Source organism: Alcanivorax quisquiliarum, assembly GCF_023051175.1.
Taxonomy (GTDB): Bacteria; Pseudomonadota; Gammaproteobacteria; order Pseudomonadales; family Alcanivoracaceae; genus Isoalcanivorax; species Isoalcanivorax quisquiliarum.
Map to the genome: position 1 here is coordinate 230,061 of NZ_JALKII010000001.1, position 26,008 is coordinate 256,068.

Consider the following 26,008-nt stretch of genomic DNA (forward strand, 5'->3'; position numbering starts at 1 on the left):
CGGCGCCGACTTCCTGATAATGTCCGCCTTTCAACGACTACCGATCTGGATTCAGACACATGCTGGATATTCGCGAACTGCGTAAAGCGGGAGAAGAGATCAAGGCCAGGCTCGCCTTGCGAGGTTTTGAGCTGGATCTGGCTGCCTTTGAAGCCCTGGACGCCGAGCGCAAGAGCGCTGATGTGCGCTCGCAGGAGTTGCAAGCAAGCCGCAAGCAAGCCTCACGGCAGATCGGTGAGCTTGTGCAGGCGGGCAAATCCGTGGACGACGCCAAGGCCCAGGTGGCCGAAACCCTGGTGCAGATCGACGCCGAACTGGATCGCGAGGTGCAGCGGGCACAGGCGATTCAGGAGCAGCTGCGGGAGTTTCTTTCCGGCATTCCGAACATTCCCCATGAAGACGTGCCGCCCGGCAAGGACGAGCAGGACAACATCGAAGTGCGCCGCTGGGGTACGCCCCGCGAACTGGGTTTTGCGCCTCGGGATCATGTTGATCTGGGCGCAGGGCTGCGTGACGGCACGCTGGATTTTGAACGCGCCGCGAAACTGTCCGGCGCCCGCTTCGCCGTAATGACAGGCAGCCTGGCGCGGCTGCATCGAGCACTGATCGACTTCATGCTCGATACACACACCCGCGAGCACGGTTATCTGGAAACCTATGTGCCGTACATGGTTGGCCCCGAGGCGCTGTATGGCACCGGGCAGTTGCCGAAATTCGCCGATGACCTGTTCCGGCTGGAAGGGGAGCGCGAACTGTATCTGATCCCCACCGCCGAAGTGCCCGTCACCAACCTGTTCGCCGACGAAATTCTCGAAGCCGCCGAGTTGCCGCAGAAGCGGGTCTGCCACACACCTTGCTTTCGCAGCGAGGCCGGCAGCCACGGGCGCGACACCCGGGGCATGATTCGCCAGCACCAGTTCGAGAAAGTCGAGCTGGTGCAACTGGTGCCGCCCACGGAATCCGACGCGGCCCTGGAAGCCTTGACCGGCCACGCCGAACACATCCTGCAATTGCTGGAATTGCCTTATCGCGTGGTCACCCTGTGTGGTGGCGACATGGGCTTCTCGGCCGCCAAAACCTACGACATCGAAGTCTGGATTCCGAGCCAGAATACCTATCGCGAGATATCTTCCTGCTCCAATTTTCGCGATTTCCAGGCGCGCCGTATGCAGGCGCGCTGGCGCAATCCCGAAACCGGCAAGCCGGAGCTGGTGCATACGCTCAACGGCTCAGGGCTGGCCGTGGGCCGCACTCTGGTGGCGCTGCTGGAGAATGGCCAGAACGAAGACGGCAGCATCAATATTCCCTCCGCGCTGCGGCCATACTTGCGTGGCGCCGAGCGGCTGGGAGGCTGAACACATGCAGTACCTGCCAGTGTCGTGGCGAGTGGCGGAGCAGTGGGTGCTGCTGGTCGGCGGCGGCGATATTGCACTGCGCAAGGCGCGATTGCTGGCACGGGCCGGTGCGAGAATACGGCTGGTGGCGCCGTTGATCGAGCCGGCACTGGCGGAGCTGGTGCAAGCTGGCGACGGCGAATTGCGGGCGCGCACCTTCGCGCCCGCTGATCTCGACGGTGTTCAGATTGCCGTGGCGGCTACCGACGAGAAGCGCGTCAACAGAGCCGTGTCCGAGGCGGCCCAGGCGCGTAACATTCCGGTTAATGTGGTGGATGCGCCGGCACTGTGCAGTTTCATCTTTCCCGCTATCGTCGATCGTGACCCGTTGCTGGTCAGTATCAGCACTGGCGGCGCCTCGCCGGTGCTGGCCCGCTGGCTGCGCAGCCGCATCGAATCCTGGCTGCCGGCGCGCTGGGGTGAGCTGGCCAGCCTGATGGGCAGCCGCCGTGCAGCGCTGGCGAAAAAACTGCCCGTCATTTCTGCCCGCCGCCTGTTCTGGGAGCAGGTGCTGGATGGCCCGGTGGTGGAGCAAAGCCTCGCCGGCCGCGCCAAAGAGGCCGGGGCATTGCTGGATGCCGCGATCGAAAAGGCCGATGCCGACAAGTTGTCGCAAGGGGAGGTCTATCTGGTCGGCGCCGGCCCCGGCGACCCCGATTTGCTGACCTTTCGCGCACTGCGCCTGCTACAGAAAGCCGATGTAGTGCTGTACGACCGGCTGGTGTCACCGGGCGTGCTCGAACTGGCGCGACGCGATGCCGATCTGATCTACGTGGGCAAGCAGCGCTCCGAGCATGTGCTGCCGCAGGAGCAGATCAACGATCTGCTGGTGCAGTACGCACGGGCAGGTAAAAAGGTTTGCCGCCTCAAAGGCGGTGACCCGTTTATTTTTGGCCGGGGTGGCGAGGAACTCGAGCGCGTCGTGGCAGAAGGCATTCGTTTTCAGGTGGTGCCCGGCATCACTGCCGCCTCGGGCTGCGCCGCTTATGCGGGCATCCCGCTGACACACCGTGATCATGCCCAATCAGTACGGTTTGTGACCGGCCATCGCAAGGAAAACGGCGAGCTGGATTTGCCTTGGGCGGCGCTGACCACGCCACGGGAAACACTGGTGTTCTACATGGGTCTGTTGAGCCTGCCGGATATCAGCCGTGAATTGATCCGTGCAGGGAAACCGGCCGAAACACCGGCGGCGCTGGTATCGCAGGGCACGCTGGCGAGCCAGCAGGTGGTCGTGGGCACGCTTGCCAGCCTGCCGGAGCAGGCCAGAGACGCCGCTTTGCCAGCGCCCACGCTGCTGGTGATCGGCGAAGTGGTCGGGTTATACCCGGCGCTGCGCTGGTTTGGCTGAACCGCTACGGCCACCAGCTCAGGCTGCGCGGCAGTTGCTCGCTCAGTGCGATGGCTTCCACCCAGCTGATGGCGTCGATGCCGGGCACAGGGCGAATGCCGAGCGCAGTCAGATCATCCTCGATCACCTGGCAGCGGTGCCCCGCCCAGGCGGCACGGGCCTGTTCCGCCGCCACTCCGGCACCCGCCATCAGCACCGCGCTCTCCATCAGCAGCAACTGATCCTCCGGCACCAGCGTACTGCGCAGCAGCGCCAACAGATCGTGGCGTGAAGGCGGGAAAGCAATCAGATGAAGCGTGCCACTCATTACCACCCCCAGAGGTGGCGGGAGGCCGCCATCACAGCGGCGATCTCCGCCATCGATGCCGCCCGGAAAGCGCTCGGCAAATCAGCCACGGCAATGCCCGCCTCACGCAGCGCACCTTCATCCACCCAGCCCTGAATGCCGTAATCCACCAGTGAAGCCAGCGCTTCTGCGAAAGAGGAATCGGCACTTGGTGGTTGCAGATGACGGACGCCGTCGCCCACCAGCAGCAGCGCTACCGATTGCCCGAACACCGCAGTGGTCAGCGCCATGTCCAGCAGCTCCGGCAATGCCTGATCCTGGCCGGGCGCCGAGCGACACAGCAACACCACCTCTTGCGGCCCGGCCGTTATCGCTTCAGCGCCCAAAGCTCAGCACCCGATCACTGATGGCCGTTGCCTCGGCCCATTGCCCCAACCCCGACAGCGCGAATTCCGGCGCCAGATTGCCCGCACCTGCGCCCAGCCGATCCGCCTCGCCCTGATCGAGCACGCCACGGCGCAGCGCTGCGCTGACGCACACCACGGCATCCAGTTGGTGTTTATCAATGAAGGCGCGCCAGGCAGCGCAGATATCGTGTTCGTTGTCACCGACACGGGGCAAGCGGCTGGCGAGCAGCACGCCCTGGCGATAGAAAAAGATGCGGAAAATGCGGTGCCCGCGTGCCAGCACAGCTTCCGCGGCACGCAGGGCGGTGGTGGCCGCACGGGCATCAGGCCCGGCAGTCACCAGCAGGCTGTACTGCATCAGTCATCGCCGCCCAGGGCGGTGAGCAGGTGCAGCAGCGAGAGGAACAGGTTATACAGCGAAATGAACAGCACCACGGTGGCGCGAATATAATTGGTTTCGCCGCCGTTGATGATGGCGCTGGTCTGCCACAGGATCAGCAGCGAGGAGAGCAGGGCAAACATCGCAGAAACCACCAGCGACAACGTGCTCAGATTGAAGAAAAAGCTCGCCAGGCCAGCTACGAACGCGACGATCAGGCCCACCATCAGGAAGCGCCCCATGAAGGAAAAATCCTTCCGCGTTACCAGTGCAATGGCAGACATCGCAATGAACACCACCGCCGTCATGCCCAGCGCCAGAGTGACCAGCTCGGTGCCACCCGGAATCTGTGCATAGGCGTTGATCAGCGGGCCGGTGGTAAAGCCGAGCCAGCCGGTGATGCCGAACACACTGAGAATGCCCCAGGCGCTATTTTCCAGCTTTGCATTGACGAACAGCAGCGCAAAGTAAACCCCGATGACGATCAGCGGGTTCATTGGCGCCATATTGCTCGCCATCGCCAGCCAGGCTGTTGCAGCAGCCACCGCGAGCGACATGGCCAGCAGGCCGTAGGTGTTGCGCAATACGCCCGCAGCCTGTTCAGCCGGCAGCGCAGATGTGCCAGCGGACGCGGTGTAGCGGTATTCCTTATCCATAGGTGTGTTACCCCAGTCGTGTGGATTGCACCCGAATCATAGAAGCGCAGCGTGCAAATTCCAAGACAAGCCTGCATAACATGCTGTTATAAAAGGAAGGAAAGGCTGCCAGATCAAGAATCGCAGGGCTGATGAAGGCACCGCGAGGACAGGGCACCGACCAACACACGGGATGACTCGGCGCTGCGCGCCTCGCCCCTTCGGGGCCGTCTTCGCTGCGCTACGACGTTCCTCCGCCTGCTGCGCAGGCTCCGGTCGAACCCGTGGGTTCTCATCCCCCGGATGCATAAACACAAAACCCGGCTGTTAGCCGGGCTTTGTGTTTATGGCGGAGAGGGTGGGATGACTCGGCGCTGCGCGCCTCGCCCCTGCGGGGCCGTCTTCGCTGCGCTACGACGTTCCTCCGCCTGCTGCGCAGGCTCCGGTCGAACCGGTGGGTTCTCATCCCCCGGATGCATAAACACAAAACCCGGCTGTTAGCCGGGCTTTGTATTTATGGCGGAGAGGGTGGGATTCGAACCCACGGAGGAGGTTAATCCTCGACGGTTTTCAAGACCGTTGCATTCAACCGCTCTGCCACCTCTCCAGAAATCAGTCGCGGCGGTACGCGAACAGAAGCAGGCATGATAAACAGGTCAGCCGAACAGTCAACCAAAAAGGGGCAACCGGGTCTGGCTGCGGCGGCGCGTGAGATGGCTTCCCCTTGTCTGCGTTTCAAGCCACTATGCTGGCACCTCCAGATTGCAGATCGAGAGAACGCTCATGTCGCGCTGGCAATGGATCTTGTCTCATATAACGCGCAGGCTGTGGGTGCGCACCACCCTGATCGGAATGCTTGGTGTGCTCGGCGCCATTCTGGCAGCTGTGGCCGAGCGCTATGTTCCCTGGGATATCCCCGGCTCCATTGCCGCCGAGGCAGTCGATGGCATTCTCAACATCATTGCCTCCAGCATGCTGGCGGTGACCACCTTTTCTCTCAGTGTGATGGTGTCTGCCTATTCATCGGCGACCAGCAATGTCACCCCGCGGGCCACGCGCTTGCTGATGGAAGACAAGGTGACGCTTACGGTGCTGTCGACGTTCATCGGCTCGTTTCTGTTCAGCATGGTCGGCATGGTGGCGCTGAAGACTGGCGCTTATGGCGAGCGTGGCCGTGTCATTCTGTTCATCATCACCATCGGCGTGATCGTGCTGATCGTGGTGTCACTGTTGCGCTGGATAGATCATCTGACCCGGCTCGGCCGGGTGGGCGAGACGACAGAGCGCGTGGAGCAGGCCGCCAAACAGGCGATACTTGATCGCATGGCAGCGCCTTTTCTTGGCGGCACACCGCTGCACGACCCCGGAACCATACCAGCCTCGGCAGAGCCGCTGACGCTTGATCTGGTGGGTTATGTGCAGCACATCGACATGGCGGCCCTGCAACACAGTTGCGCTCACCATCAGGGCGAGATCTATATTGCCGCGTTACCGGGCACATTCATTTACCCTCACACCCCGCTTGCCTGGTTTTCGCCCAGCACAGCGATTGACGATACACCGGCTTTACGCGAAGCACTGTGCCGTGCATTTTCCATCGGCCGGGAGCGCAGCTTCGAGCAAGATCCGCGCTTCGGCCTCGCGGTGCTGAGTGAAGTGGGCTCGCGAGCGCTGTCGCCGGCGAGCAATGATCCAGGCACCGCGATTGATGTCATCGGACGGATGACCCGGCTGCTTTGTCTGTGTGCCCGTGAAAGCGAGCAGGCAAAGGACGTGGAGATAATGCATCCGGCGGTGCATGTGCCACCGCTGAGTAGCCGGGATCTGTTCGAGGATGCCTTCTTGCTGATGGCCCGTGATGGCGCAGGCTTGATCGAAATACAACTGCGCTTGCAGAAATCCCTGCACGCGCTGGCACAGCTGGGCGACGATGATTTTCGTGACGCTGCGCGCTACCAGGCCGGTCTGGCACTGGAGCGGGCGAGCGCCGTGATGACGCTGGAGGCCGATCGTCGGCGCCTGAAGGCCTTGAGCGATGCCTGGGGCGCCTGATCCCGACAATCACCGTCATACCTGTCCGATAGGCGCCACGCGAGCGTCAGGCGCAATATGACGGCAAACCAACGTGCAAGGGAGAAATCACCAGTGAAGTTTATCGTGTTGATTCTTGTTGGCAGCCTGGGCCTGATCGCCTGTGCGCCGCCGCAAAGCAGCTCGGACGCCGAGCCTGCCATGGAGATTCTTGGCCGTGCCTTTACCGAGCAGCCCCCCAACCGTGCCCGTTTCAGTGTCGAATTCGAAGAAAAAGCCGAAGCCAGCGAAGCGGCGGCTGCCCGCGTGGTGGAGCGGGCCAACCGCGCCACCGAGGCTGTACGCCTGGCCTCTGGCGATACCGTGCGCATCACCTCGGATCTGAACGTGCGGCCTTATTATCAGCAGGTGCGTCGCCGTGTTCGGGAGCATGAGGAGCAACTGGTCGAGAATGTGCACCCTGACGCCCTGTTGGGTTATGTCGCCCGCGTGACTGTCAATGTCACGGTGCTGGCGCCGGAGCAGGCCGGTACGGCACGCGGTGCAGCGCTGGCCGCCGGCCCGGTGCAATCGTCGCCGATGCAGTTTTTCCTGGAGCCCACAGCCGACAGCCAGCGGCTGGCATTTCAGGCAGCAATAGAAGACGCACATCAGCGTGCCCGGCTAGCCGCACAAGCCACCGGCGCCAAGCTGGGAGAATTGATGCTGCTTCAGGAAGGCACCGGGCCGTGCCTGGGCAGCCCCTCGGCAGCGATGGGGAGCTATGGGCAGGCCACCGTGGCAAGAGCCGCGGCTGCCGCGCCGGCCCCAGCGCTGTCTTTGCGTGACGCTACTCCCCAACAGCTGGCAGAAGCGGCAGAGCACTTCGCGCTGGCGGCGGATTTGCAGCCGCAGCGTGTGGAAGCTCGGGTTTGTGCGGTTTATGCCCTGCGGTGATATCGCTGGCCGTGCTCTATCCCCGCTCTACCGTCTGCCGTGTTGCGGGCACGGGCAAGCCCCGTGCCATCACTTCAAATAGCAGTGCGGCCGGGGTAACCTGTTCTCGCCGCTGGTTGATGTTGCAACGGTGGGCTTACCGGAACGCCAGCGGTACAACCTTATTGTTAGGGATAACAATCAAACGGAGACAACAATGATTAAGGTTATGGTAGTTGATGATCATGACCTCGTGCGCACGGGTATCGCGCGCATGTTGGGGGATGTCGACGGGATTCGGGTTCTGGCGCAGGCAGACAGCGGCGAAGAAGCTGTGCGGCTGGCGCGGGAGCTCGAGCCGGATGTGGTGTTGATGGATATCAAGATGCCGGGCATGGGGGGCCTGGAGGCGACACGCAAGATCGTGCGCGCCAATGATGCCATACGGGTTGTCGCGGTCACGGTGTGCGAAGAAGAACCATTTCCCTCGCGGCTGCTGCGCGCCGGAGCACTGGGTTACATAACAAAAGGCGCCGATATCGAGGAGATGTTGCGCGCTATCCGGGTCGTGAACGCCGGGCAGCGCTACATCAGCCCGCATATTGCCCAGACCATGGCCTTGAAACCTTACGATGCCGAGGCCACACCCTTCGAGCTGCTCTCGGAGCGGGAGTTGCAGATCATGATGATGATCGTCAACTGCCACAAGGTGCAGGACATTTCCGACAAGCTGTGCCTCTCTCCGAAAACGGTCAATACCTATCGCTATCGCATCTTCGACAAGCTGAGCATTACCAGTGATGTGGAGATGACGCTGCTTGCGGTGCGCCACGGTATGCTGGATACCAAGATGGCGGTCTGACATAATTCGGGCCGTTGACCACTTGGTAGCCGGAGTATGCCAGCCAGTACGGATTCTCCCGCAGACGGCCCCAACTCGCTGCACCCCGATTTCGATTCCGCTTCCTTCCTGCGCCATTGCAGCCGCAAGCCGGGTGTCTACCGAATGCTGGCCGGTGACGGCTCGGTGCTGTATGTCGGCAAGGCACGGGATTTGCGTGCCCGGCTGGGCAGCTACTTTCAAAAGCGCATCGACGCAGTCAAGACTCGCGCATTGATGGCCAGGCTGGCGGGGGTGCAAACCACCGTCACCAGTGATGAAACCGAAGCGCTGCTGCTGGAGCAGGCGCTGATCAAGGAGCTGCGCCCGCCCTACAATATCCTGCTGCGCGATGATAAATCCTACCCTTATATTCGCCTGAGCGTGGAGCAGACTTTCCCACGCATCGCCTTTCATCGCGGTAAGCGGCGGGCCAAAAGCCGCTACTTCGGGCCATACCCCAGCTCCGGCAGCGTACGCGAGGCACTGAACGTCGTCGAAAAAGTATTTCGCCTGCGAAACTGCACCGACAGCTTTTTCAGCAACCGCACACGGCCCTGCCTGCAATACCAGATCAAACGCTGCACCGCGCCTTGTGTCGGCCTGGTGAGCGAAGAGGATTATCGCCGCCAGGTGGCATTGGCGATTGATTTTCTCGACGGCCGCGATGGCGCCGTGACCGACGCATTGGAGCGCCGCATGGCGGCGGCTGCCGAAGCGCTGGATTTCGAGCGTGCCGCAGAACTGCGCGATCAGATTGCCGCCATTCGCCTGGTGCAGCAGAAGCAATATGTGGATACCGACCGTGGCGATGTGGACGTGCTCGCAGTGCTGGCCCGCCACGGCATTGCCGTGGTCGAGATTCTGGTGGTGCGCCAGGGCAGGGTGCTTGGCCATCACAGCTATTTTCCCAAAGTGCGCCCGGAGGATACCGAGGAGGACGTGCTGGATGCGTTCCTGTCTCAATATTACCTCGGCGACCGCGGCGATCTGGCGCTGCCGGCCGAGGTAATCCTGGATCGCCCGGTAGGCGGGCTGGAGACGCTGGCCGCTGCGCTGCGTGAAGCCCGTGGCCGCAAGGTGCGCTTTGCCAGCACTGTGCGAGGCGAGCGGCTGGCCTGGTTGCGTATGGCGAAGGAAAACGCCGAGCAGAGCCTGATTGGCAAGCTCACCAGCCGCGACAACATCAACCAGCGCTACGCCGCGCTCGCACGCTTGCTGGATGTGGAAAGCCCACCAGCGCGGATCGAATGTTTTGATATCAGCCATACCGGCGGCGAACAGGCGGTGGCCTCCTGTGTGGTATTCGGCCCGGAAGGTGCGATCAAGGGCGACTATCGCCGTTTCAATGTCTCGCCTCCCCAGGGCGGCGATGATTATGCCGCGCTGGCTGAAGCGGTCACACGCCGCTATCAGCGCATGGCGCGGGAAGGAAAGGCACTGCCGGAACTACTGTTGATCGATGGTGGAAAGGGACAGGTAGGCGCTGTTATCGCTGCACTTGCACTGATTGATCTCGCCGCGCTGCCGGTGCTCGGCATCAGCAAGGGGCCGTCGCGCAAGGCCGGGCTTGAAGTGCTACACCACGGTGACGGCCGCACCTTCGCGCCGACAGCGGACGATCCGGCGCTGCATTTGCTGCAACAGATTCGTGACGAGGCACATCGCTTCGCGCTCACCGGCCATCGCGCCCGGCGCGGCAAGGCACGCAGCGCCTCGCTGCTGGAGGAGATACCCGGCATCGGCCCGCGCCGCAGGCAGCAACTGCTGAACCATTTTGGCGGCTTGCAGCAGCTGCGCAACGCGTCGGTTGAATCGCTCGCCAGCGCACCGGGAATCAGCCGCAGCCTTGCCGAGTCGATCTATGCGTGGTTGCACGACTAGCCGGGGCCGTGATTGCCGAGCGACATTGTGGCTATAATGGCGCCCCGAAACGGAAAATAGCGGCACCCCGGCAGGGCGCCGCCCTGGCCCCGCGCCGCCACACATTGCCGATGAGCCCCATACAGAATGCCGCACAGAAATGACGCTCCACCTTCGCTGAACCTGCCCAACCTGATGACGCTGGCTCGTCTGGTTTCGATTCCTGTGCTGGTGGCGGTCTTTTATTTGCCCAACCACTGGAGCGGCTGGTTGGCAGCGGCAATATTTGTCGTGGCGGGGATCACTGACTGGCTGGACGGTTACCTCGCTCGCCGCATGAAGCTCACCAGCCGCTTCGGCGCATTTCTTGATCCGGTGGCCGACAAGCTCATGGTCGCTGCAGCATTGGTGCTGCTGGTGCAAAATCACGCCACGGCCTGGATGGCCATTCCGGCGCTGGTCATCATTTCACGCGAGATCGCCGTTTCGGCACTGCGCGAATGGATGGCCGAAATCGGCCAGCGGGCGAGGGTAGCAGTGAGCTGGGTCGGTAAAGTGAAGACGGTGGTACAGATTATCGCCATTACTGCTTTGCTGGTGCAGACACCGGGCAAAACCAAGGCCGGCGATCTGCTGATGACGTGGGATCTTTGGGTTTCCTATTCGCTGCTGTATCTGGCGACTGCCCTGACACTGCTGTCCATGGCCAGCTATCTGCGTGCGGCCTGGCCGGAGCTGTGGCCGCGCAAGTAACAGTTTGCATCTGGTATGGCAGGGCATTTGGCGAGAAACGTGCCCTTTCGAGGCATATTCGTTCAAACTTTCGGCACTTGAGCAGCAAAAGCGAATGCCTGCTTGACAGCGCAGGGTCCTGAGGTAGAATTCTCACCGCTGTCAGGGCATTGTCATCTAACGAGATAATGCAGGCAGTAAACAAAATGCGGGAATAGCTCAGTTGGTAGAGCGCAACCTTGCCAAGGTTGAGGCGGGGCGCGAAGCCTCGCGAGTTCTCGCGACCGGGCACGAAGTAGTAACAAAGTACAATGCGGGAATAGCTCAGTTGGTAGAGCGCAACCTTGCCAAGGTTGAGGTCGCGAGTTCGAGCCTCGTTTCCCGCTCCATATTCAGATCAGGTTCGCTACGGCGAGCAGATCAGAAACCTCGGATCAACCGGGGTTTTTATTTTCCGGGGCACTGAAGTTCATCAGTGAATTTATCCGGCAGTTCAGTTTTACGGCGCGGTGGCAGAGTGGTTATGCAGCGGACTGCAACTCCGTATACGCCGGTTCGATTCCGACCCGCGCCTCCATTGTTTTCCGCTCCCGCTCTCCGCAATCACCCTTTGCCCGGGTGGCGAAATTGGTAGACGCATGGGACTTAAAATCCCTTGTCCTAACGGGCGTGCGGGTTCGAGTCCCGCTCCGGGCACCAAACCCTCCCATACCACTTTCCGACCCGGGGCACAGTGGCTTGCGTTGCGCTTGTGCGCAGCAGGTGCTGCCCGCCCTGCGGCTGAGGGCAAAAAGCCATCCTGGATGCGCCGCAATTCGCAATAGCGGCAAACTGACATCATAAAAAGCCCATAAAATCAGGCAACTAAAACACTTCCTTAAAGTTTGTTCTTTATTGTGCCACCTTTATGATATCTGTTAGCCTACGACATTCGGCTGACAGGCCCTGTCACCCGCCAGAAAAACTATCAGCCGCAAAGCGGCATTCGGACGGCACTCGGCTTGCTGTGCTCAAGGGGACCTCGATGAACTGGTTTACCAATCTGTCCATCCGGCTGAAAATTCTTTCTGTCGCCGGCATGGGCATTCTGGCATTTCTGGCTTATTTCATTTACGGCTTTTATAACAATGAGGCGAATATTCGCCAGCTCAGTGTTATCGAGCAGGTCGATGTGCCTGTTCTGGAGAGCATCAATCAAAGCAACCTCGCGTATGCGGGCGTCAGAGAGGCCTTTATTGCGGCGCTGAATCAGCAAAGCCATACGTTGCTGGGCGAGGCGCATCAGCTGGCAGCACGTTACAAGCAGATTCTGGCGCGCATCTCGGAAACGGATGCAGATCTGAGCGCCGATGTAGCGCAATTGGCGGAGATGGTGGACGAGTATCTCGCCGAGGCGGATGCCCTCGCGCAGCTGACGATAGCCGCCGACGCCAGCCCGGCAGTACTGGAGAACCAGTTGCAGCGTGTCGGTGCGGTGCAGGCCCGCTACGAAGCAATGCAGCGCGCCTTCGAGCGAAACCGCTATGCCGGTTTCCGCGCCAAGCTCGAAACCTCCCGGGAAGATAGCCGCACCATGCAGTATGTGGGGCTAGGCGTCAGCATACTGACCTTCCTGTTGCTGACGCTGATCGCCTGGCGTGTCACGCGCAGCGTTACCCGCGGTCTGCGCTACGCCGTGGAAGCGGCAGACAATATCGCTCAGGGCGATTGGGACGCAGAGATCCAGGTGCGCAGCCGTGATGAAACCGGCAGGCTGTTGTACGCCATTCGCAAGATGCGCGATGCACTGAAAAAAGCGCGCGACGATGATAGCCGTGAAGAGCTGTTGAAAACACGCCTGGCGGAGCTCAACGACCGTATGCGCGGTGACATGACGCTGCAACAGCTGGGCGACAACATCTTGAACTACATGGTACCTGCCTTGCAGGCTCAGGTGGGTGCTTTCTACGTGTTCGACGACGAGGACAACCTGTTACGCCTGAACAGCTCGCACGCCATGGAGCGTCGCAAGCATCTGGCCAGCGAGTTCCAGCTTGGTGAAGGCCTGGTGGGGCAATGCGCGCTGGAGCAGAAACAGATTCTGCTCAGCCGGGTGCCGGAGGACTATCTCAGCGTTACCTCGGCAACCGGCTCTGCCTCGCCACGCAACGTAGTGGTCACCCCGATCATTCACGAGGACGAAATCAAGGGCGTGGTGGAAATTGCCGCATTCCGGGAATTTGACGATGACGATCAGGCGTTTTTGCAGCAAGCCGTGCACGCCTTGGCCATTGCCGTGCATACCGCGCAGAACCGGGTACGCCTGGCACAGATGCTGGAGCAGACACGCCTGCAAGCGCAGGAACTGGAAACCCAGAAGCACGAGCTCGCCCAGGTGAATGCGGATCTGGAACAGCAGGCGATGGATTTGTCTGCATCCGAATCCCGCTTGCAGCAGCAACAGGAAGAGCTCAAGGCCATCAATGAAGAGCTGGAGGCTCAGGCGCAGGCGTTGCGGGCATCGGAAGAAAGTTTGCAAGCGCAACAGGAAGAGCTGCGCGTGACGAACGAGGAGCTAGAGGCGCAGGCGCGGTTGATGTCGGAGCAGAAGGCCGAAGTCACACACAAGAACCAGGAGTTGGAGCTGCTGCGCCAGGAGCTGGAAGAAAAAGTGCGCGAACTTGAGCTTTCTTCCCGCTACAAATCCGAGTTTCTGTCCACCATGTCGCACGAGCTGCGCACACCGTTGAACAGTATCCTGATACTGTCCAATGCACTATCGGAGAACAAGCGCGGCAATCTGGACGAAAAACAGGTGGAGCATGCATCAGTCATCCATTCTGCCGGCACCGATTTGCTGTCGTTGATCAACGACATCCTCGATATCTCGAAGATCGAGGAAGGCAAGATGGAGCTGGTGATCGATGCTATCCGTCCCTCGGAGCTTTCCGAACACTTCCGCCGCAGCTTTTCCCATGTGGCCGAGAATCGCGGCCTGACATTTCATGCCGATGTCGCCACCGATGTACCAGAGCAGTTCTTTGCCGATCGGCAGCGCCTTGAGCAAATCATCAAGAACATGCTGTCCAATGCGCTGAAATTCACCGAGCACGGCAGCGTCACCTTCAAGATCGATCAGCCAGCAGCCGACGAACGCTTGCCGTCCCGCCATCTGATACCGGGGGAAACCCTGCGCTTCTCGGTAACTGATACCGGCATTGGTATCCCCACCGAGAAACAGCAACTGATTTTCGAGGCATTCCAGCAGGCCGACGGCACCACAAGCCGCAAATACGGCGGTACCGGCCTGGGGCTGACAATTTCCCGCGAGCTTGCGCGGCTGCTCGGCGGCGAGATTGCCATTCACAGTGATGGCGAAGGGCAGGGCGCAACCTTCATGCTCTATCTGCCGATTGGCTCCGAGGCGACAGCGCAATCACTGGACGAGCCGGTGGAACAGGAGCAATTGCCGGCACCGGGCAGCCGTATCCATGAGGTGGTGCAGCCACTGCCGGAAGATGGCTATCTGGTACGGGAGAAAAGCGTACTTATTATCGAAGACGATACCGAGTTCGCCAAGGTGCTGGTGGAACTGGCTGCCGATTACGGGCTGGAAGGCCACGTTTGCGAAGACGGCGAAAGTGGCCTGGAATACGCCCGCCATTACCGGCCCAGCGCGATCATTCTCGATATCGGCTTGCCCGGTATGGATGGCTGGGAAGTGATGGAGCGGCTCAAGGCTGATCCTCGCAGCAAGGATATCCCGGTGCACTTCCTGTCGGGCAAGGATGAACGCAAGAAAGCGCTGGATCTGGGTGCCATCGACTTCCTCACCAAGCCGGTGAACAAGAATCAGATTATTGGTGCCTTTGCCAAGATCGAGAGCGCCATTTCCAAAAACGTGCGCCGGTTGCTGGTGGTGGAAGACAGCGAAATCCAGCACGAGGGCATCCGTGAGCTGTTCGATCAGCGTGGTGTTGAAATCACCGCCGCCACCAACGGTGCGGATGCACTCGAAGCACTGCGCACGCAAGTGTTCGATTGTATGATCCTGGATCTCACGCTGCCGGATATGAGCGGCTTCGAACTGCTGGAAAAAATCAACAGCAGTGACGATTACGACAGCGTCCCGGTCATCATCTACACCGGCAAGGATCTGACCCGCGAGGAAGAAGCCCAGCTGCGCAAGTATGCCGACCGGATCATCCTGAAAACGGAGCGCTCATCCGAGCGCCTGCTCAACGAAGCCTCGCTGTTTCTCCATTGGCTGGAATCCACCTTGCCCGGCCACGCGCGTCACTCTGCCCAGGCCGCCGAGCACCGGGATGATGTGTTCGAAGACAAGAAGCTGCTGCTGGTGGACGATGACATGCGCAACATCTACGCGCTCTCGGCACAGCTGGAAGAACTCGGCTTCGATATCACCATCGCCAATAATGGTCGCGAGGCGCTGGAAGCGCTGGACGAAATGCCGGACGCGGATATCGTGTTGATGGATATCATGATGCCGGAAATGGACGGCTATCAGGCGATGGCAGAGATACGGAAACAGGAACGCTTTGCAAAGCTGCCGATTCTGGCCCTGACTGCCAAGGCGATGAAGGATGACCGTGCCAAATGTATCGAAGCAGGTGCAAACGATTACTGCTCCAAGCCGATCGACATGGCAAAACTGACCTCTCTGATGCGCGTGTGGCTGCATAAATGAGCGGCATTCCTCTCACCCCCGAGCAGGGCCTCAGCGAGCCGACGCCACCGCCCATCAGCGACGAGCAGGTGAATATCGAAGACATCGAAATTCGCCTGTTGCTGGAGGCGATATACCAGCTGTACGGCTACGATTTTCGCAGTTACAGCAAGGCGTCCCTGCGGCGGCGTGTGCTTCACCGGCTGGGCATGTCCGGCTTGCCGTCGATCATGGCGATGACCGACCGGGTGCTGCGGGATCAGGCATTTTTCGTCACCTTGCTCAATGACCTGACCGTCAACGTGACAGAAATGTTTCGCGACCCGGAATTCTACCGCGCCTTTCGCGAGGAGGTGGTGCCGGTGCTCAAGACCTTTCCGTTCATCAAGATCTGGCATGCCGGGTGCTCCACGGGTGAAGAAATCTACAGCATGGCGATCCTGCTGGAAGAAGAAGGCCTGTACGAGCGCGCCATGCTGTACGCCACGGATATCGACAAGAACGTATTGGCAGCTGCCAAGAAAGGCATCTACTCCTACGCCGCGATCAAGGTATACAGCGACAACTACCGCCGCGCTGGCGGCAAGGCATCGCTGGCGGACTATTACACTGCCAAGTACGACGGCGTGATCATGGATCAACGCCTGAAACGCAACATTGTATTTGCCGATCATGACCTGGCCACCGATCAGGTGTTCGGGGAAATGAACGTGATTGTTTGCCGTAATGTGCTGATCTATTTTGACCGTGATCTTCAACAGCGTGTCTTCAAGTTGTTTCGGGAAAGTCTGGACATGGGCGGCTACCTTTGCCTCGGTACAAAGGAGAGCCTGCGTTTTTCCGGTTGTGCGGAACATTTCGAACCGGTGGTCGGCGACCTGCGGATTTTCCGAAAGCGCCAGCTGATGAAAAGAGAAATACGATGAGTGAGATCGAGCAAAGCATACTGATGGTGGACGACCAGCCCGCCAACCTGGTCTCTCTGGATGCCATTCTGGAGCAGCCGGGGCGCCGCCTGATCAAGGCGCACTCCGGGCCGGAGGCATTGAAGGTGCTGCTCAAGGAGGAGGTGTCTCTGGTGCTGCTGGACGTGCAGATGCCGGGGATGGATGGCTTTGAGGTGGCTGAGCTGATGCGACAGCGCAAGGATACGCAGACGATCCCGATTATTTTCGTGACGGCCATCAGCAAGGAACAGAAATATGTATTCCAGGGCTATCAGGCTGGCGCGGTAGATTATCTCTTCAAGCCGCTGGACCCGCTGATCCTGCAAAGCAAGGTCAACTTCTTTCTCCAGCTGGATCGCCAGCGACGCGAGCTACAGGCAAAGCTGAAAGAGGCCCAGGCCTACAGGGCTGCTTATGAGGCCGAGAAGCTCCGCGGCAAGAGCTGAGCGGCGGCAGCATGGCCGGTTGCCCAGGGCACCCGACGATTCAGAGAAAAACATGTCCCGACAGCGAATCAAGGCAGTAGTGATGGGCGCGTCCTGGGGCGGGCTGGAAGCATACAGCACAGTGCTGAGCCGACTGCCGGCCACGTTGCCGGTGCCGGTACTGCTGGTACAGCACCAGCACCCGACCGCAGGCGACAAGTTGCCGTGGTTGCTGGACACGCGAACCGCCATGCGCGTGATGCGCGCCATGGACAAGGCAGCGTTGGAACCCGGTTGCGTGTATGTGGCGCCGCCCGGTTATCACATGCTGGTGGATAATGATCACACCCTGTGTTATTCGCTGGCGCCGCCAGTAAATTACTCGCGGCCGTCCATCGACGAACTGTTTTTTTCTGCAGGCCATGTTTATGGTCGTGGATTGCTTTCTGTAATCCTCACCGGGGCCAACGACGATGGTGCTGCGGGCACCCGGTATATAAAACAACGTGGGGGAATCACTGTTGCCCAATCACCCCAGACAGCGGAAGCAGTTATTATGCCGCAGGCAGCAATAGATACAGGCTGTGTGGACTGGACGGGCGATCTGGTACAGATCGGTGATTTCGTGGTCGAACAGGTTTTCGGGTTGCAGGAATGATCAGGCAGAACATTCTGGTAGTAGATGATCACAGGGAAAACCTTATCGCCCTTGAGGCTGTTCTTGAGGCGCCGGGGCGGCAGTTGATCATGGCATCCAGCGGCAACGAAGCGTTGCAGCTTGCGCTCAAGCATGATTTTTCATTGGTGCTGCTTGATGTACAGATGCCTGACATGGACGGCTTCGAGGTGGCAGAGCTGATGCGGCAGAACCGGCGCACGCGCAGCTTGCCGATTATTTTTGTGACGGCCATCAGCAAGGAACAGAAATACGTCTTCAAGGGCTATGAATGTGGTGCGGTGGATTATCTGTTCAAGCCGCTCGACAAACAGGTGCTGGAGGCCAAGGTCAATGTCTTCCTGGAACTGGACTTGCAAAAACGCAAGTTGCAACAGGCTGTCGTGCAAATGAAACGGCTCAAGGATGAGAATGAGCGGCTGCTGCAAGCGTTGGGCGAGGGCATTTTTGGTACGGATGCACAGGGTGCTATCTCATTCTGTAATGATGCTGCGGCAACATTACTTGCCACTACACGCAAGGCCCTGGCCGGCCGTACAATTGATGAAATATTGTGCAGTGACGATCAAGGCACGCCTTTTTCCTGGTCAGATTCGGCTTTGCTGGCTGCTTGCAGCGAAGGGCAGGGCTGGCGCAACGATATCAGTTTGTATGCACGCCGTGGCGAGGCTCTGGTGCCGCTGGAAATGACCGCAACCCCCATCAGCCCCGTTGGCGAACCTTTCAGCGGCTGCGTGATCCTGTTTCGTGAGCTGACTGGAAACGAACTTTCTGTGCAGGAACGCCACGCCCGTGAAAGCCGTCGTTATCCGCGCAAGAAAGTGTTTCGCGAGATGGTGTTGTTCGATCGCACAACTGGTGGCAATGTAGGGCGCTTGATGAACATCAGTATCGACGGATTCAAGCTCAGCAGCCGCAAGGCGATCAAAGAGGGACAAAAACTTGCTTTGAGCATGGTTCTGCCGGAACAGATCAACGGCTTGAACACTCTCAGTTTTGATGCAAGAGCCGTCTGGTGCCAGCTTTCCGGTACCGGCGAGGATTACCATACCGGTTTCCAGTTTCTGGATATGAACGATACCGGGCGCGGTATTATCCAGACTCTGATGGAAAAAATATGATGACGTGATGCCATTATAAACACGGTGGCATCAGGGGAGCACCGGCGGCGTTCGGCACAGGTGCTCCTGCAAGGGATTGATGGCCAGCGGAGCGGGGGTGCTCCAGGCCCAACAGTGAGTAGCTGCCACCATGATATCCGAGCCCGAGATTGATCTTGAAGATGACGTCATCGAAGACGCCATTTCAGCCGTCGCCTCCCGCGAGGTGCTGCCCTACAGCTATGCCCGTCGCCACCGCGTTCTGCTGCGAGGCCACAACGGCGAGCGAGAATTGTGTTGTGTGCCGCCGCTGGATATCCGCGTGCTGGCCGAGGTGCGGCGCTGGCTGGGTGATCTGCCGCGTATCGTAACCATGGATGACGGCGCGCTCGCCGGTGCCATGGCAATCACCTACGAGCAGCAACGCGGCGCCGCCGCCGAGGCCGCCGACAACCTTGAGGGACTGGATCTTGCCAGCCTGGCCGAAGCGCTGCCGGAAACCTCCGACCTGCTGGAGCAGGAAGACGACGCCCCCATCATTCGCCTGATCAACGCACTGTTGCAGGAGGCGATTCGCGAAAACGCGTCCGATATCCACATTGAAACCTTCGAGCGCCGCCTGCTGGTACGGATGCGTGTGGATGGCGTGCTGCGTGAAGTGCTGGCACCACGTCGCGAGCTGGCACCGCTGCTGGTGTCGCGCATCAAGGTCATGGCGCGGCTGGACATCGCCGAAAAGCGTGTACCACAGGATGGCCGTATATCCCTGCGCGTCGGCGGGCGCGATGTGGATGTGCGGGTTTCCACCATGCCTTCAAGCAATGGCGAGCGCGTGGTGATGCGGCTGCTGGACAAGCAGGCGGGTCGTTTGCAGCTTGGCCATCTGGGCATGGGGGATGTCTGCTACAAGGAAATGATGGAGCAGATCCACAAGCCCCACGGCATCATCCTGGTGACCGGCCCGACCGGCTCGGGCAAGACCACCACGCTGTATGCCGGGCTGACCGAACTCAATGATTCCTCGCGCAACATCCTGACCGTGGAAGACCCGGTGGAGTATCAGCTTGAGGGCATCGGCCAGACCCAGGTGAACAACAAGGTCGAGATGACCTTCGCCCGTGGCCTGCGTGCCATTCTGCGGCAAGACCCCGATGTCGTCATGATCGGTGAGATCCGCGATCTGGAAACCGCCGAGATCGCCGTGCAGGCCTCCCTCACCGGCCACCTTGTGTTGTCGACCCTGCATACCAACACCGCCGTGGGGGCCGTGACGCGGCTACAGGATATGGGTATCGAGCCGTTTCTGCTGTCATCAAGTCTGCTTGGTGTGATGGCCCAGCGGCTGGTGCGCGTGCTCTGCCCGGATTGCAAGACGCCTTATGACGCCACGCCGGGCGAACTGGCGGTAATGGGCTGCGCCGAGGGCGAGCCGATGACGCTGTATCGGCCGAACGGCTGTGAGCACTGCAACCAGCTCGGCTATCGCGGCAGGACGGGTATCTACGAGCTGGTGGTGGTGGATGACGACATGCGCGAAATGATCCATGAACGTGCCAGTGAGCAGGCGCTGGAACAACACGCCCGCAAGCGCACGCCCAGTATTCGGGCGGACGGCTGGCGCAAGGTCATGGCCGGCGACACCACCATCGAAGAAATCTTGCGCGTGACCAGGGAAAACTGATGCCGGCATTCGAGTATCGCTCTCTGGATGCGGGGGGCAAGATCAAGAAAGGGCTGATCGAAGCCGACAGCGCCCGGCAGGTACGCCAGCAGCTACGTAGCAAGGGCTGGGTGCCCATCGAGGTGCGGGAAACCAAAGACCGCAAGGGCAAGCAGTCGCTGTTTGCCGGCATGTCACGGTCCGGCAAGCTCAATACCGGCGAGCAGGCGCTGTTCACGCGTCAACTGGCGACGCTGATCCGCTCCGGCCTGCCGGTGGAACAAGCGCTGTCCGCCGTTGCCCGGCAAGCCGGACGGGTGCACATGGAGCGCATCGTGCTGGCGGTGCGCGCCAAGGTCACCGAGGGCTACAGCCTGGCACGAGCTATGGCGGAATTTCCCCGTGCGTTCCCGGAAATGTACCGGGCGACAGTGGCCGCCGGCGAATCCTCCGGCCATCTCGAACAGGTGCTTGAACAACTGGCGGACTATCTGGAAAGCCGCCACGACACAGGCCGTTCGGTGATGCAATCGCTGGCCTATCCGCTGTTTATCATGGTGTTTTCGTTACTCATCATCACCGGCATGATGACGTTCGTCGTACCGCGCATGGTCGATGTTTTTTCTCGCAACCAGGAAGCGCTGCCGGCGCTGACGCGCTTCATGATTACCCTGAGCGAGCTGTTTCGCGACTGGATGTGGCTGGTGGTGCTATTGATTGTGCTGGGGGTGATCGTGTTCGCCCGTGCCATGCGCTCGCCAGCGTTTCGCATGCGGGTGCACATTCGTCTGGCTCGGTCTCCATTGATAGGCAAACTGATCTGTACCTCGGACAGCTCCCGCCTTGCGAGCACCCTGGGCATCCTCTCACGATCGGGTGTGCCGCTGGTGGAAGCGCTGGCAATATCCAGCCAGGTAGTAAGCAATCTGGCTATTCGCGAAGCAGTACATCAGGCAGCCAATCGCGTGCGTGAAGGCGGCAACCTCAGCCGGGCGCTGGAAGCCAGCGGCTATTTCCCGCCGATGCTGGTGCAGATGATTGCCAGCGGCGAGGCCAGCGGCGAGCTGGATCGCATGCTCACCCGCGCGGCGGAATATCAGGAACGTGAAATGAGCGGTGTGGTCAATACCGTTGTCGGATTGCTAGGCCCGACCATGCTGTTGTTCATGGCCGGCCTGGTGTTGCTGATCGTGCTTGCCATGATGCAACCGATCATGCAAATGAACAGCCTGTTTGGCCTGTAAACGGACTGCGCAGGCAGGCAAGCAGGGCAGGGCTGGGCAGAGGGCGTCGGGGTTGGGCGCCGAACTTTTACTGGTGGAGACAGGGCAATGAAGAAATTGACATGGCGCACGGCCCAGCGAGGCCTGACGCTGATCGAAATCATGGTAGTGGTGGCGATCATCGGCCTGCTTGCAGCAATGATCGTGCCGAACGTGATCGGCCAGGGCGAGCAGGCAAAGGTGGATCTGGCTAAAACCAATATGGCCAGCATCGCCTCGGCGCTGGATATGTTTCGCCTGCACAACAGCCGCTACCCGACCACCGAAGAAGGGTTGCGCGGCCTGGTCGAGCGCCCGTCGTCGGCGCGCAGCTGGCCGGAAGGCGGTTACCTGTCGCGTATTCCGCAAGACCCTTGGGGCAGTGACTATATCTATATCAGCCCGGGCACCTCTGGCCCGTACGATCTGATTTCCCTTGGCGCGGATGGCATGGAAGGCGGTGAGGGCGTCAATGCAGATCTCAACTACCGCGAATTGCAACGCTAACGCGTTACACCGCGCGGCCGGATTCACGCTGGTCGAAATCCTGGTGGTGGTGGTCATGGTGGCGCTGTTCGCTGCTGTGCTAGCCCCCGGTTTTTTTCTCAGTGATGATCGCGAGCTTGATCAAGCCGGGGTTTGGCTCGAGGAACTGCTGGCGACGGTCGGTGAACAAAGCGTGTTCAGTGGCGAGCTACTGGGCATCCATCTCACCGATCAGCGCATCACGCCGATGCGCTTTGACCCCGAGCAGCAGAAATTCGTGCCCTTCGGGGGGGATTCCCGTGCGGCGCTGGAGAGCCGGGAATTCAAGGAGACGTTGCGCCTGAGCTGGGAACTGGAAACCGTGGAGCAACATCAGTACGACGCACCGCCGGGCGCCGGTTATGGCCTGGTGGAAGCCGCCGAAGCGCGGCTTGTAGCGGGCGAGGACAGGGACGATCGCGAACGCCGACCGCAACTGTTTTTTTTCCCCAGCGGCGAAGCCACGCCGGCTCGTCTGAAGATCGAACTCAGTGGCGATCATCGTAATTCGGCACCGCTGGAGATCACGCTCAATGCACTTGGCCAGGCAGAGCTGCTCAAGGAAGACGAGCCATGAAGCAACGTGGCTTCACGCTGGTCGAGGTGCTGGTGGCACTGTCGATTCTGGTGTTTGCGATCATGGCGCTGATGCAGAGTATGGGCGTAGCAGCAGTCAATACCGCCATGCTGGATGAGCGCACCGCTGCCTATATGGTCGCCGCCGACAAACTGGTGGAACTACAGGTTTATCAGCGCTGGCCGGAAAACGGCACCACCGACGAGAAGCTGGAGCCGCCCGAGGACGACGAGCACGGCCGCACCTGGCTGATCCGCACCATCATCAGCAACGGCCCCTACCCGGATACGCGCCGGGTGGATATCGAGGTTGGCCCGGAAACACGCCTCGGCAGCGAGCGGCAAGTGCTGTATATACTGACCAGCCTGCTCGGCCGGCCGGCGCCGGAAACAATGCCACTTGATGGCGGCACGGAAGGCAATGATCCGCCCCCGGAGGGAGCAGGCTGATGCGCCGTCAGGAAGGCTTCACGTTACTGGAAGTGATCGTCGCCATCGCTATTTTTGCGGTGATGTACCTGATCGCCCATGCATCGTTCAGTGAAGCGCTGAACAATCGCGAATTGCTGGCCGAGCACGCGACCCGGCAGGAATCACGGCAGCGGGCGCTGATTTTTCTGGCACAGGATATCGAACAGATTATCGCCCGGCCGGTGCGCGATGCCTTTGGCGATCAGCAGCCGGCATTGCGCGGCACGCTGGAATATTTCGAGTTTACCCGCCTGGGCTGGGCCAACCCTTTCGATCTGCGCCCCCGCAGCCAGATGCAGCGCGTCGCCTATCTGCTTGACGAAGAACAGCGGCTGGTGCGCCGTTACTGGCCGGCGCTGGATGTGAACGTCGGCACCGAGCCGGTGGACATGATCCTGCTCGAGGGGGTGGACACACTGACATTTCGCTATCTGGCGGAAGACCCCAACGGCGACTGGCAATGGTTTGATATCTGGCCGGATATTCACCTGGAGCAAACCCCGCCATTGCACCAGCCGCTACCTCGCAGCGTGGAAATGGAAATTCGCCTGGAGGATGGCAGCCGCTTGCACCGTTATTTCCGCACCGTGATCAACCCCTGGAGCCAGACATGAAGCACCGGCAACGAGGGGTAGCTCTGATAGTGGTGCTGATGATGGTAGCGCTGATGGCGGTGATCGCCACCGACATGATGGTGCGCCAGGACAGGTTTCGCGCCCGCACGGAAAACCTGACCGATTGGGACATGCGCTATCAGTATGCGATTGCCGCTGAAACGGTAGCCATCCAGGCGCTGATCGACGATATGGAAGACGACCGGCACAACAATGCCTTGCTGGATGACTGTGTTGACGAGCAGTGGGCGATCAGCCTGCCGCCGACGCCCTATGAAGACGCCGTGCTCAGTGCGACGGTGCAGGATCTTCAGGGGCGCTTCAATATCAATTGGCTGGTCAGCCAGCAGGGCACCGAGTTTCAGCGTGACGAGGGGTGGCGGGAGCGCCTGGCGCGGCTGTTGGCGGAGACACTGACCGATCCATTGAAAGCACAGACACTGTCGCATGAGCTGGCCGACTGGCTCGACACCAACAATATGGTGGATGGTGTCGAAGGTGCCGAGGATGCGGAATACCGCTGGATGCGCACCCCGAACAGCCCGGCTGCGCATGAATCGGAGTTGCGTGCCCTGCGCAGCATGAGTGCGACGGATATTCCCTCGCCGCTGTTCTGGACGCTGTTTACGGCACTGCCGCCGGGCACGCGACTGAACGTCAATACCGCACCGCTGCCGGTGCTGGATGCGCTGTTTGCCGATAACGTCGGCGAGGCCGGCACGCAGCAGATAAAAACATTGCGCGAAGAAGCTGCCATCGGTTCGATCGACGAGCTGATGGCGCAGGCACCGTTCGCGGCGCTGGAAGATGACATGCGCACCGCGCTGGCAGCCATGCTCGACGTGCGTTCAAGCTATTTTCAGGTAATGATCGATGTCGTTCATAATGACCAGCGCAGCCGCCTGGTCACACGACTGCAACGACTGGAGCAGGGGCCCACGGAGGTCTTCAGCCGGCAACTGGTGCCGGTGCTCGGCCCGCTGGAGCCACCCTGCAATACATTCTATAACGAGGCCACCACGCCCCAGAGCTCAACACAGGAAAATGGGCAGCGACCATGATGGATGACAGCACTTTGATTTACCTGCTCGCCGGCGCGTTACGCGCCGACAGCCCCAGCGACGTCGATGCAATCTGGCAACATCGAGCCGATACGATCGAGCGCGGCACGCTTGCTGAGGCGCTGGAGAGCGTCAGTGGCCGCGTGCGGGTGGTGCTCTCTGCGGGCGACGTGCTGCTCACCAGTGTCGAGCTTAGTCGCCGCCAGGCACGACATATCCAGAAAGTGCTGCCTTATCTGCTGGAGGAGTCACTGCTCAGTAGTACCGATGAGATGTGGTTTGCCCACGGCCGCCCGGTCGACAGCCATTACCCTGTCGCCGCCTGCGAGCGGGACGGGCTGGAGCAGCTGCTGGCCTGGTTCGACGAGGCCAGCGATGTGCAGCTGGCAGGTGCCTGGGTGGATGCTGATCTGCTCCAGCCCCACGCGCCTTGCCTGGTGTGGCAGGATGCAGAGTTGCTGTGCGTGCCGAGCCCGGGGCAAGCGGCAATCGTGCCGCACTCGGAGCTTGCGCAGTTGCCGCAATTGCTGGGGATCGAGACGGAGGAATTCATGCGCATCGAGCACCCGGAAGCGCTGCTCACTGCATTCCGCGAAGCCCTTGGCAGCGGCGCTGGTGTGGCGCTGCTGCATGGCGATCTGCGACCCACCGTGCAACAGGGCGCATGGAGCGAGAAGATACGCCCCTGGCGGCCCTTGGCAGGGCTTGCCGCTGGCGTCCTGGTGGCCGTATGGGGCTTGTTGTTGGCACAGCAGTGGCAGTTAAACCGGGCTGCCGAGGCACGCGCAGCAGAAGCGGTGGCGATGTATCAGGAGCTGTTCCCCGGTGCGCCGCGGCCGCAACTGCTGCAACGGGAATTCCGCACCCAGCTGGAGCGCATGGGCGGCAGTGCCGCAGGGGGCGGTTTTCTGTCATTGATGACGCCGGTCGGCGAGATTCTCGGCGGCGCAACCGATCAGGGCGTGACACCACGCCGCATCCAGTTTGATGAGCGGGAAAGTGTGTTGCTGGTGGATATTACTGCGCGGGATTTCGGGATACTGGAAAACCTGCGAGAAAAAATGCAATCGGCCGGCCTGAGCGCCGAGATCGGCACGGCACGCAGTGAAGCCAGTGGCGTAACAGCACGTATGCGAGTGGGGCAGGGCTGAT

24 protein-coding genes and 4 tRNA genes are annotated in these 26,008 nt (G+C 60.5%); 23 read left to right on the forward strand and 5 right to left on the reverse strand.

Annotation, left to right across the window (positions count from 1 at the left end):
* The first annotated feature begins 59 nt into the window (after nucleotides 1-59).
* Together serS and cysG are read left to right on the forward strand one after the other, a co-directional pair.
* Complete coding sequence (serS, locus tag MU846_RS01075; protein ID WP_246947381.1) at nucleotides 60-1,355, forward strand: serine--tRNA ligase; 1,296 nt, start codon at nucleotides 60-62, stop codon at nucleotides 1,353-1,355.
* Nucleotides 1,356-1,359: 4 nt separating this feature from the next.
* Nucleotides 1,360-2,745, forward strand: a complete 1,386-nt coding sequence (gene cysG / locus MU846_RS01080) for a siroheme synthase CysG (protein WP_246947387.1) — start codon at nucleotides 1,360-1,362, stop codon at nucleotides 2,743-2,745.
* Between the two features lie 4 nt (nucleotides 2,746-2,749).
* Here cysG and MU846_RS01085 read toward each other — a convergent pair whose 3' ends face one another.
* From MU846_RS01085 to MU846_RS01105, 5 genes are all read right to left on the reverse strand, one after another.
* Nucleotides 2,750-3,052, reverse strand: a complete 303-nt coding sequence (locus MU846_RS01085) for a DsrH/TusB family sulfur metabolism protein (RefSeq protein ID WP_246947388.1) — start codon at nucleotides 3,050-3,052, stop codon at nucleotides 2,750-2,752.
* Nucleotides 3,052-3,417 (reverse strand): DsrE family protein, encoded by a 366-nt coding sequence (locus MU846_RS01090; RefSeq protein ID WP_246947389.1) that lies wholly within the window; start codon nucleotides 3,415-3,417, stop codon nucleotides 3,052-3,054. Before MU846_RS01090 ends, MU846_RS01085 begins: the two co-directional genes overlap by 1 nt.
* Nucleotides 3,407-3,796 (reverse strand): sulfurtransferase complex subunit TusD, encoded by a 390-nt coding sequence (tusD, locus tag MU846_RS01095; protein WP_246947390.1) that lies wholly within the window; start codon nucleotides 3,794-3,796, stop codon nucleotides 3,407-3,409. Before tusD ends, MU846_RS01090 begins: the two co-directional genes overlap by 11 nt.
* Nucleotides 3,796-4,473, reverse strand: a complete 678-nt coding sequence (locus MU846_RS01100; RefSeq protein ID WP_246947392.1) for a Bax inhibitor-1/YccA family protein — start codon at nucleotides 4,471-4,473, stop codon at nucleotides 3,796-3,798. The genes tusD and MU846_RS01100 overlap by 1 nt, the downstream gene beginning before the upstream one ends.
* A gap of 496 nt (nucleotides 4,474-4,969) precedes the next feature.
* Nucleotides 4,970-5,059 (reverse strand) — tRNA-Ser (locus MU846_RS01105).
* 176 nt (nucleotides 5,060-5,235) lie between these two features.
* On the opposite strand from MU846_RS01105, the gene MU846_RS01110 reads away from it, so the two are divergent.
* The 21 genes from MU846_RS01110 (at nucleotide 5,236) to gspL (ending at nucleotide 26,007) form a co-directional block, all read left to right on the forward strand.
* Complete coding sequence (locus MU846_RS01110; RefSeq protein WP_246947395.1) at nucleotides 5,236-6,504, forward strand: DUF2254 domain-containing protein; 1,269 nt, start codon at nucleotides 5,236-5,238, stop codon at nucleotides 6,502-6,504.
* A gap of 93 nt (nucleotides 6,505-6,597) precedes the next feature.
* Entirely contained in the window at nucleotides 6,598-7,419 is an 822-nt protein-coding gene (locus tag MU846_RS01115; protein ID WP_246947397.1) for an SIMPL domain-containing protein, read from the forward strand.
* 196 nt (nucleotides 7,420-7,615) lie between these two features.
* On the forward strand, nucleotides 7,616-8,260 hold the full coding sequence (uvrY, locus tag MU846_RS01120) for a UvrY/SirA/GacA family response regulator transcription factor (RefSeq protein ID WP_246947399.1): 645 nt from the start codon (nucleotides 7,616-7,618) through the stop codon (nucleotides 8,258-8,260).
* A 36-nt stretch (nucleotides 8,261-8,296) separates the two neighbouring features.
* Nucleotides 8,297-10,162, forward strand: a complete 1,866-nt coding sequence (gene uvrC / locus MU846_RS01125; RefSeq protein ID WP_371738453.1) for an excinuclease ABC subunit UvrC — start codon at nucleotides 8,297-8,299, stop codon at nucleotides 10,160-10,162.
* A gap of 126 nt (nucleotides 10,163-10,288) precedes the next feature.
* Nucleotides 10,289-10,894, forward strand: a complete 606-nt coding sequence (gene pgsA / locus MU846_RS01130; RefSeq protein WP_246947401.1) for a CDP-diacylglycerol--glycerol-3-phosphate 3-phosphatidyltransferase — start codon at nucleotides 10,289-10,291, stop codon at nucleotides 10,892-10,894.
* Nucleotides 10,895-11,186: 292 nt separating this feature from the next.
* Nucleotides 11,187-11,262: transfer RNA gene (locus tag MU846_RS01135), tRNA-Gly, on the forward strand.
* A gap of 114 nt (nucleotides 11,263-11,376) precedes the next feature.
* Nucleotides 11,377-11,450: transfer RNA gene (locus MU846_RS01140), tRNA-Cys, on the forward strand.
* A gap of 35 nt (nucleotides 11,451-11,485) precedes the next feature.
* Nucleotides 11,486-11,572, forward strand: a tRNA-Leu gene (locus MU846_RS01145).
* A gap of 325 nt (nucleotides 11,573-11,897) precedes the next feature.
* The gene (locus MU846_RS01150) at nucleotides 11,898-15,560 is read left to right on the forward strand and encodes a response regulator (protein ID WP_246947403.1); all 3,663 of its coding nucleotides are present in this window, start codon (nucleotides 11,898-11,900) and stop codon (nucleotides 15,558-15,560) included.
* On the forward strand, nucleotides 15,557-16,465 hold the full coding sequence (locus MU846_RS01155; RefSeq protein ID WP_246947405.1) for a CheR family methyltransferase: 909 nt from the start codon (nucleotides 15,557-15,559) through the stop codon (nucleotides 16,463-16,465). The genes MU846_RS01150 and MU846_RS01155 overlap by 4 nt, the downstream gene beginning before the upstream one ends.
* Entirely contained in the window at nucleotides 16,462-16,932 is a 471-nt protein-coding gene (locus MU846_RS01160; RefSeq protein ID WP_246947407.1) for a response regulator, read from the forward strand. The genes MU846_RS01155 and MU846_RS01160 overlap by 4 nt, the downstream gene beginning before the upstream one ends.
* A gap of 52 nt (nucleotides 16,933-16,984) precedes the next feature.
* Nucleotides 16,985-17,569 (forward strand): chemotaxis protein CheB, encoded by a 585-nt coding sequence (locus tag MU846_RS01165; protein WP_246947409.1) that lies wholly within the window; start codon nucleotides 16,985-16,987, stop codon nucleotides 17,567-17,569.
* A complete protein-coding gene (locus tag MU846_RS01170; RefSeq protein WP_246947411.1) occupies nucleotides 17,566-18,708 on the forward strand; it encodes a response regulator in 1,143 nt (380 codons plus the stop codon). The genes MU846_RS01165 and MU846_RS01170 overlap by 4 nt, the downstream gene beginning before the upstream one ends.
* Before the next feature lie 130 nt (nucleotides 18,709-18,838).
* Nucleotides 18,839-20,368, forward strand: a complete 1,530-nt coding sequence (gene gspE, locus MU846_RS01175; protein ID WP_246947413.1) for a type II secretion system ATPase GspE — start codon at nucleotides 18,839-18,841, stop codon at nucleotides 20,366-20,368.
* Nucleotides 20,368-21,591 carry a type II secretion system inner membrane protein GspF gene (gene gspF / locus MU846_RS01180; protein ID WP_246947414.1) on the forward strand — a complete coding sequence of 408 codons (1,224 nt, stop codon included), beginning with the start codon at nucleotides 20,368-20,370 and terminating at the stop codon, nucleotides 21,589-21,591. The genes gspE and gspF overlap by 1 nt, the downstream gene beginning before the upstream one ends.
* Before the next feature lie 87 nt (nucleotides 21,592-21,678).
* Nucleotides 21,679-22,116: a type II secretion system major pseudopilin GspG gene (gene gspG / locus MU846_RS01185; protein WP_246947415.1), complete on the forward strand. Its 438-nt coding sequence runs from the start codon at nucleotides 21,679-21,681 to the stop codon at nucleotides 22,114-22,116.
* Complete coding sequence (locus MU846_RS01190; protein ID WP_246947416.1) at nucleotides 22,082-22,711, forward strand: prepilin-type N-terminal cleavage/methylation domain-containing protein; 630 nt, start codon at nucleotides 22,082-22,084, stop codon at nucleotides 22,709-22,711. The genes gspG and MU846_RS01190 overlap by 35 nt, the downstream gene beginning before the upstream one ends.
* Complete coding sequence (gene gspI, locus MU846_RS01195; RefSeq protein WP_246947417.1) at nucleotides 22,708-23,160, forward strand: type II secretion system minor pseudopilin GspI; 453 nt, start codon at nucleotides 22,708-22,710, stop codon at nucleotides 23,158-23,160. Before MU846_RS01190 ends, gspI begins: the two co-directional genes overlap by 4 nt.
* The gene (gene gspJ, locus MU846_RS01200) at nucleotides 23,160-23,795 is read left to right on the forward strand and encodes a type II secretion system minor pseudopilin GspJ (protein ID WP_246947418.1); all 636 of its coding nucleotides are present in this window, start codon (nucleotides 23,160-23,162) and stop codon (nucleotides 23,793-23,795) included. Before gspI ends, gspJ begins: the two co-directional genes overlap by 1 nt.
* Nucleotides 23,792-24,856: a type II secretion system minor pseudopilin GspK gene (gene gspK, locus MU846_RS01205; protein WP_246947420.1), complete on the forward strand. Its 1,065-nt coding sequence runs from the start codon at nucleotides 23,792-23,794 to the stop codon at nucleotides 24,854-24,856. The genes gspJ and gspK overlap by 4 nt, the downstream gene beginning before the upstream one ends.
* Nucleotides 24,853-26,007, forward strand: coding sequence for a type II secretion system protein GspL (gene gspL, locus MU846_RS01210; protein ID WP_246947422.1), 1,155 nt, complete (start codon nucleotides 24,853-24,855; stop codon nucleotides 26,005-26,007). Before gspK ends, gspL begins: the two co-directional genes overlap by 4 nt.
* Nucleotide 26,008 lies beyond the last annotated feature (1 nt).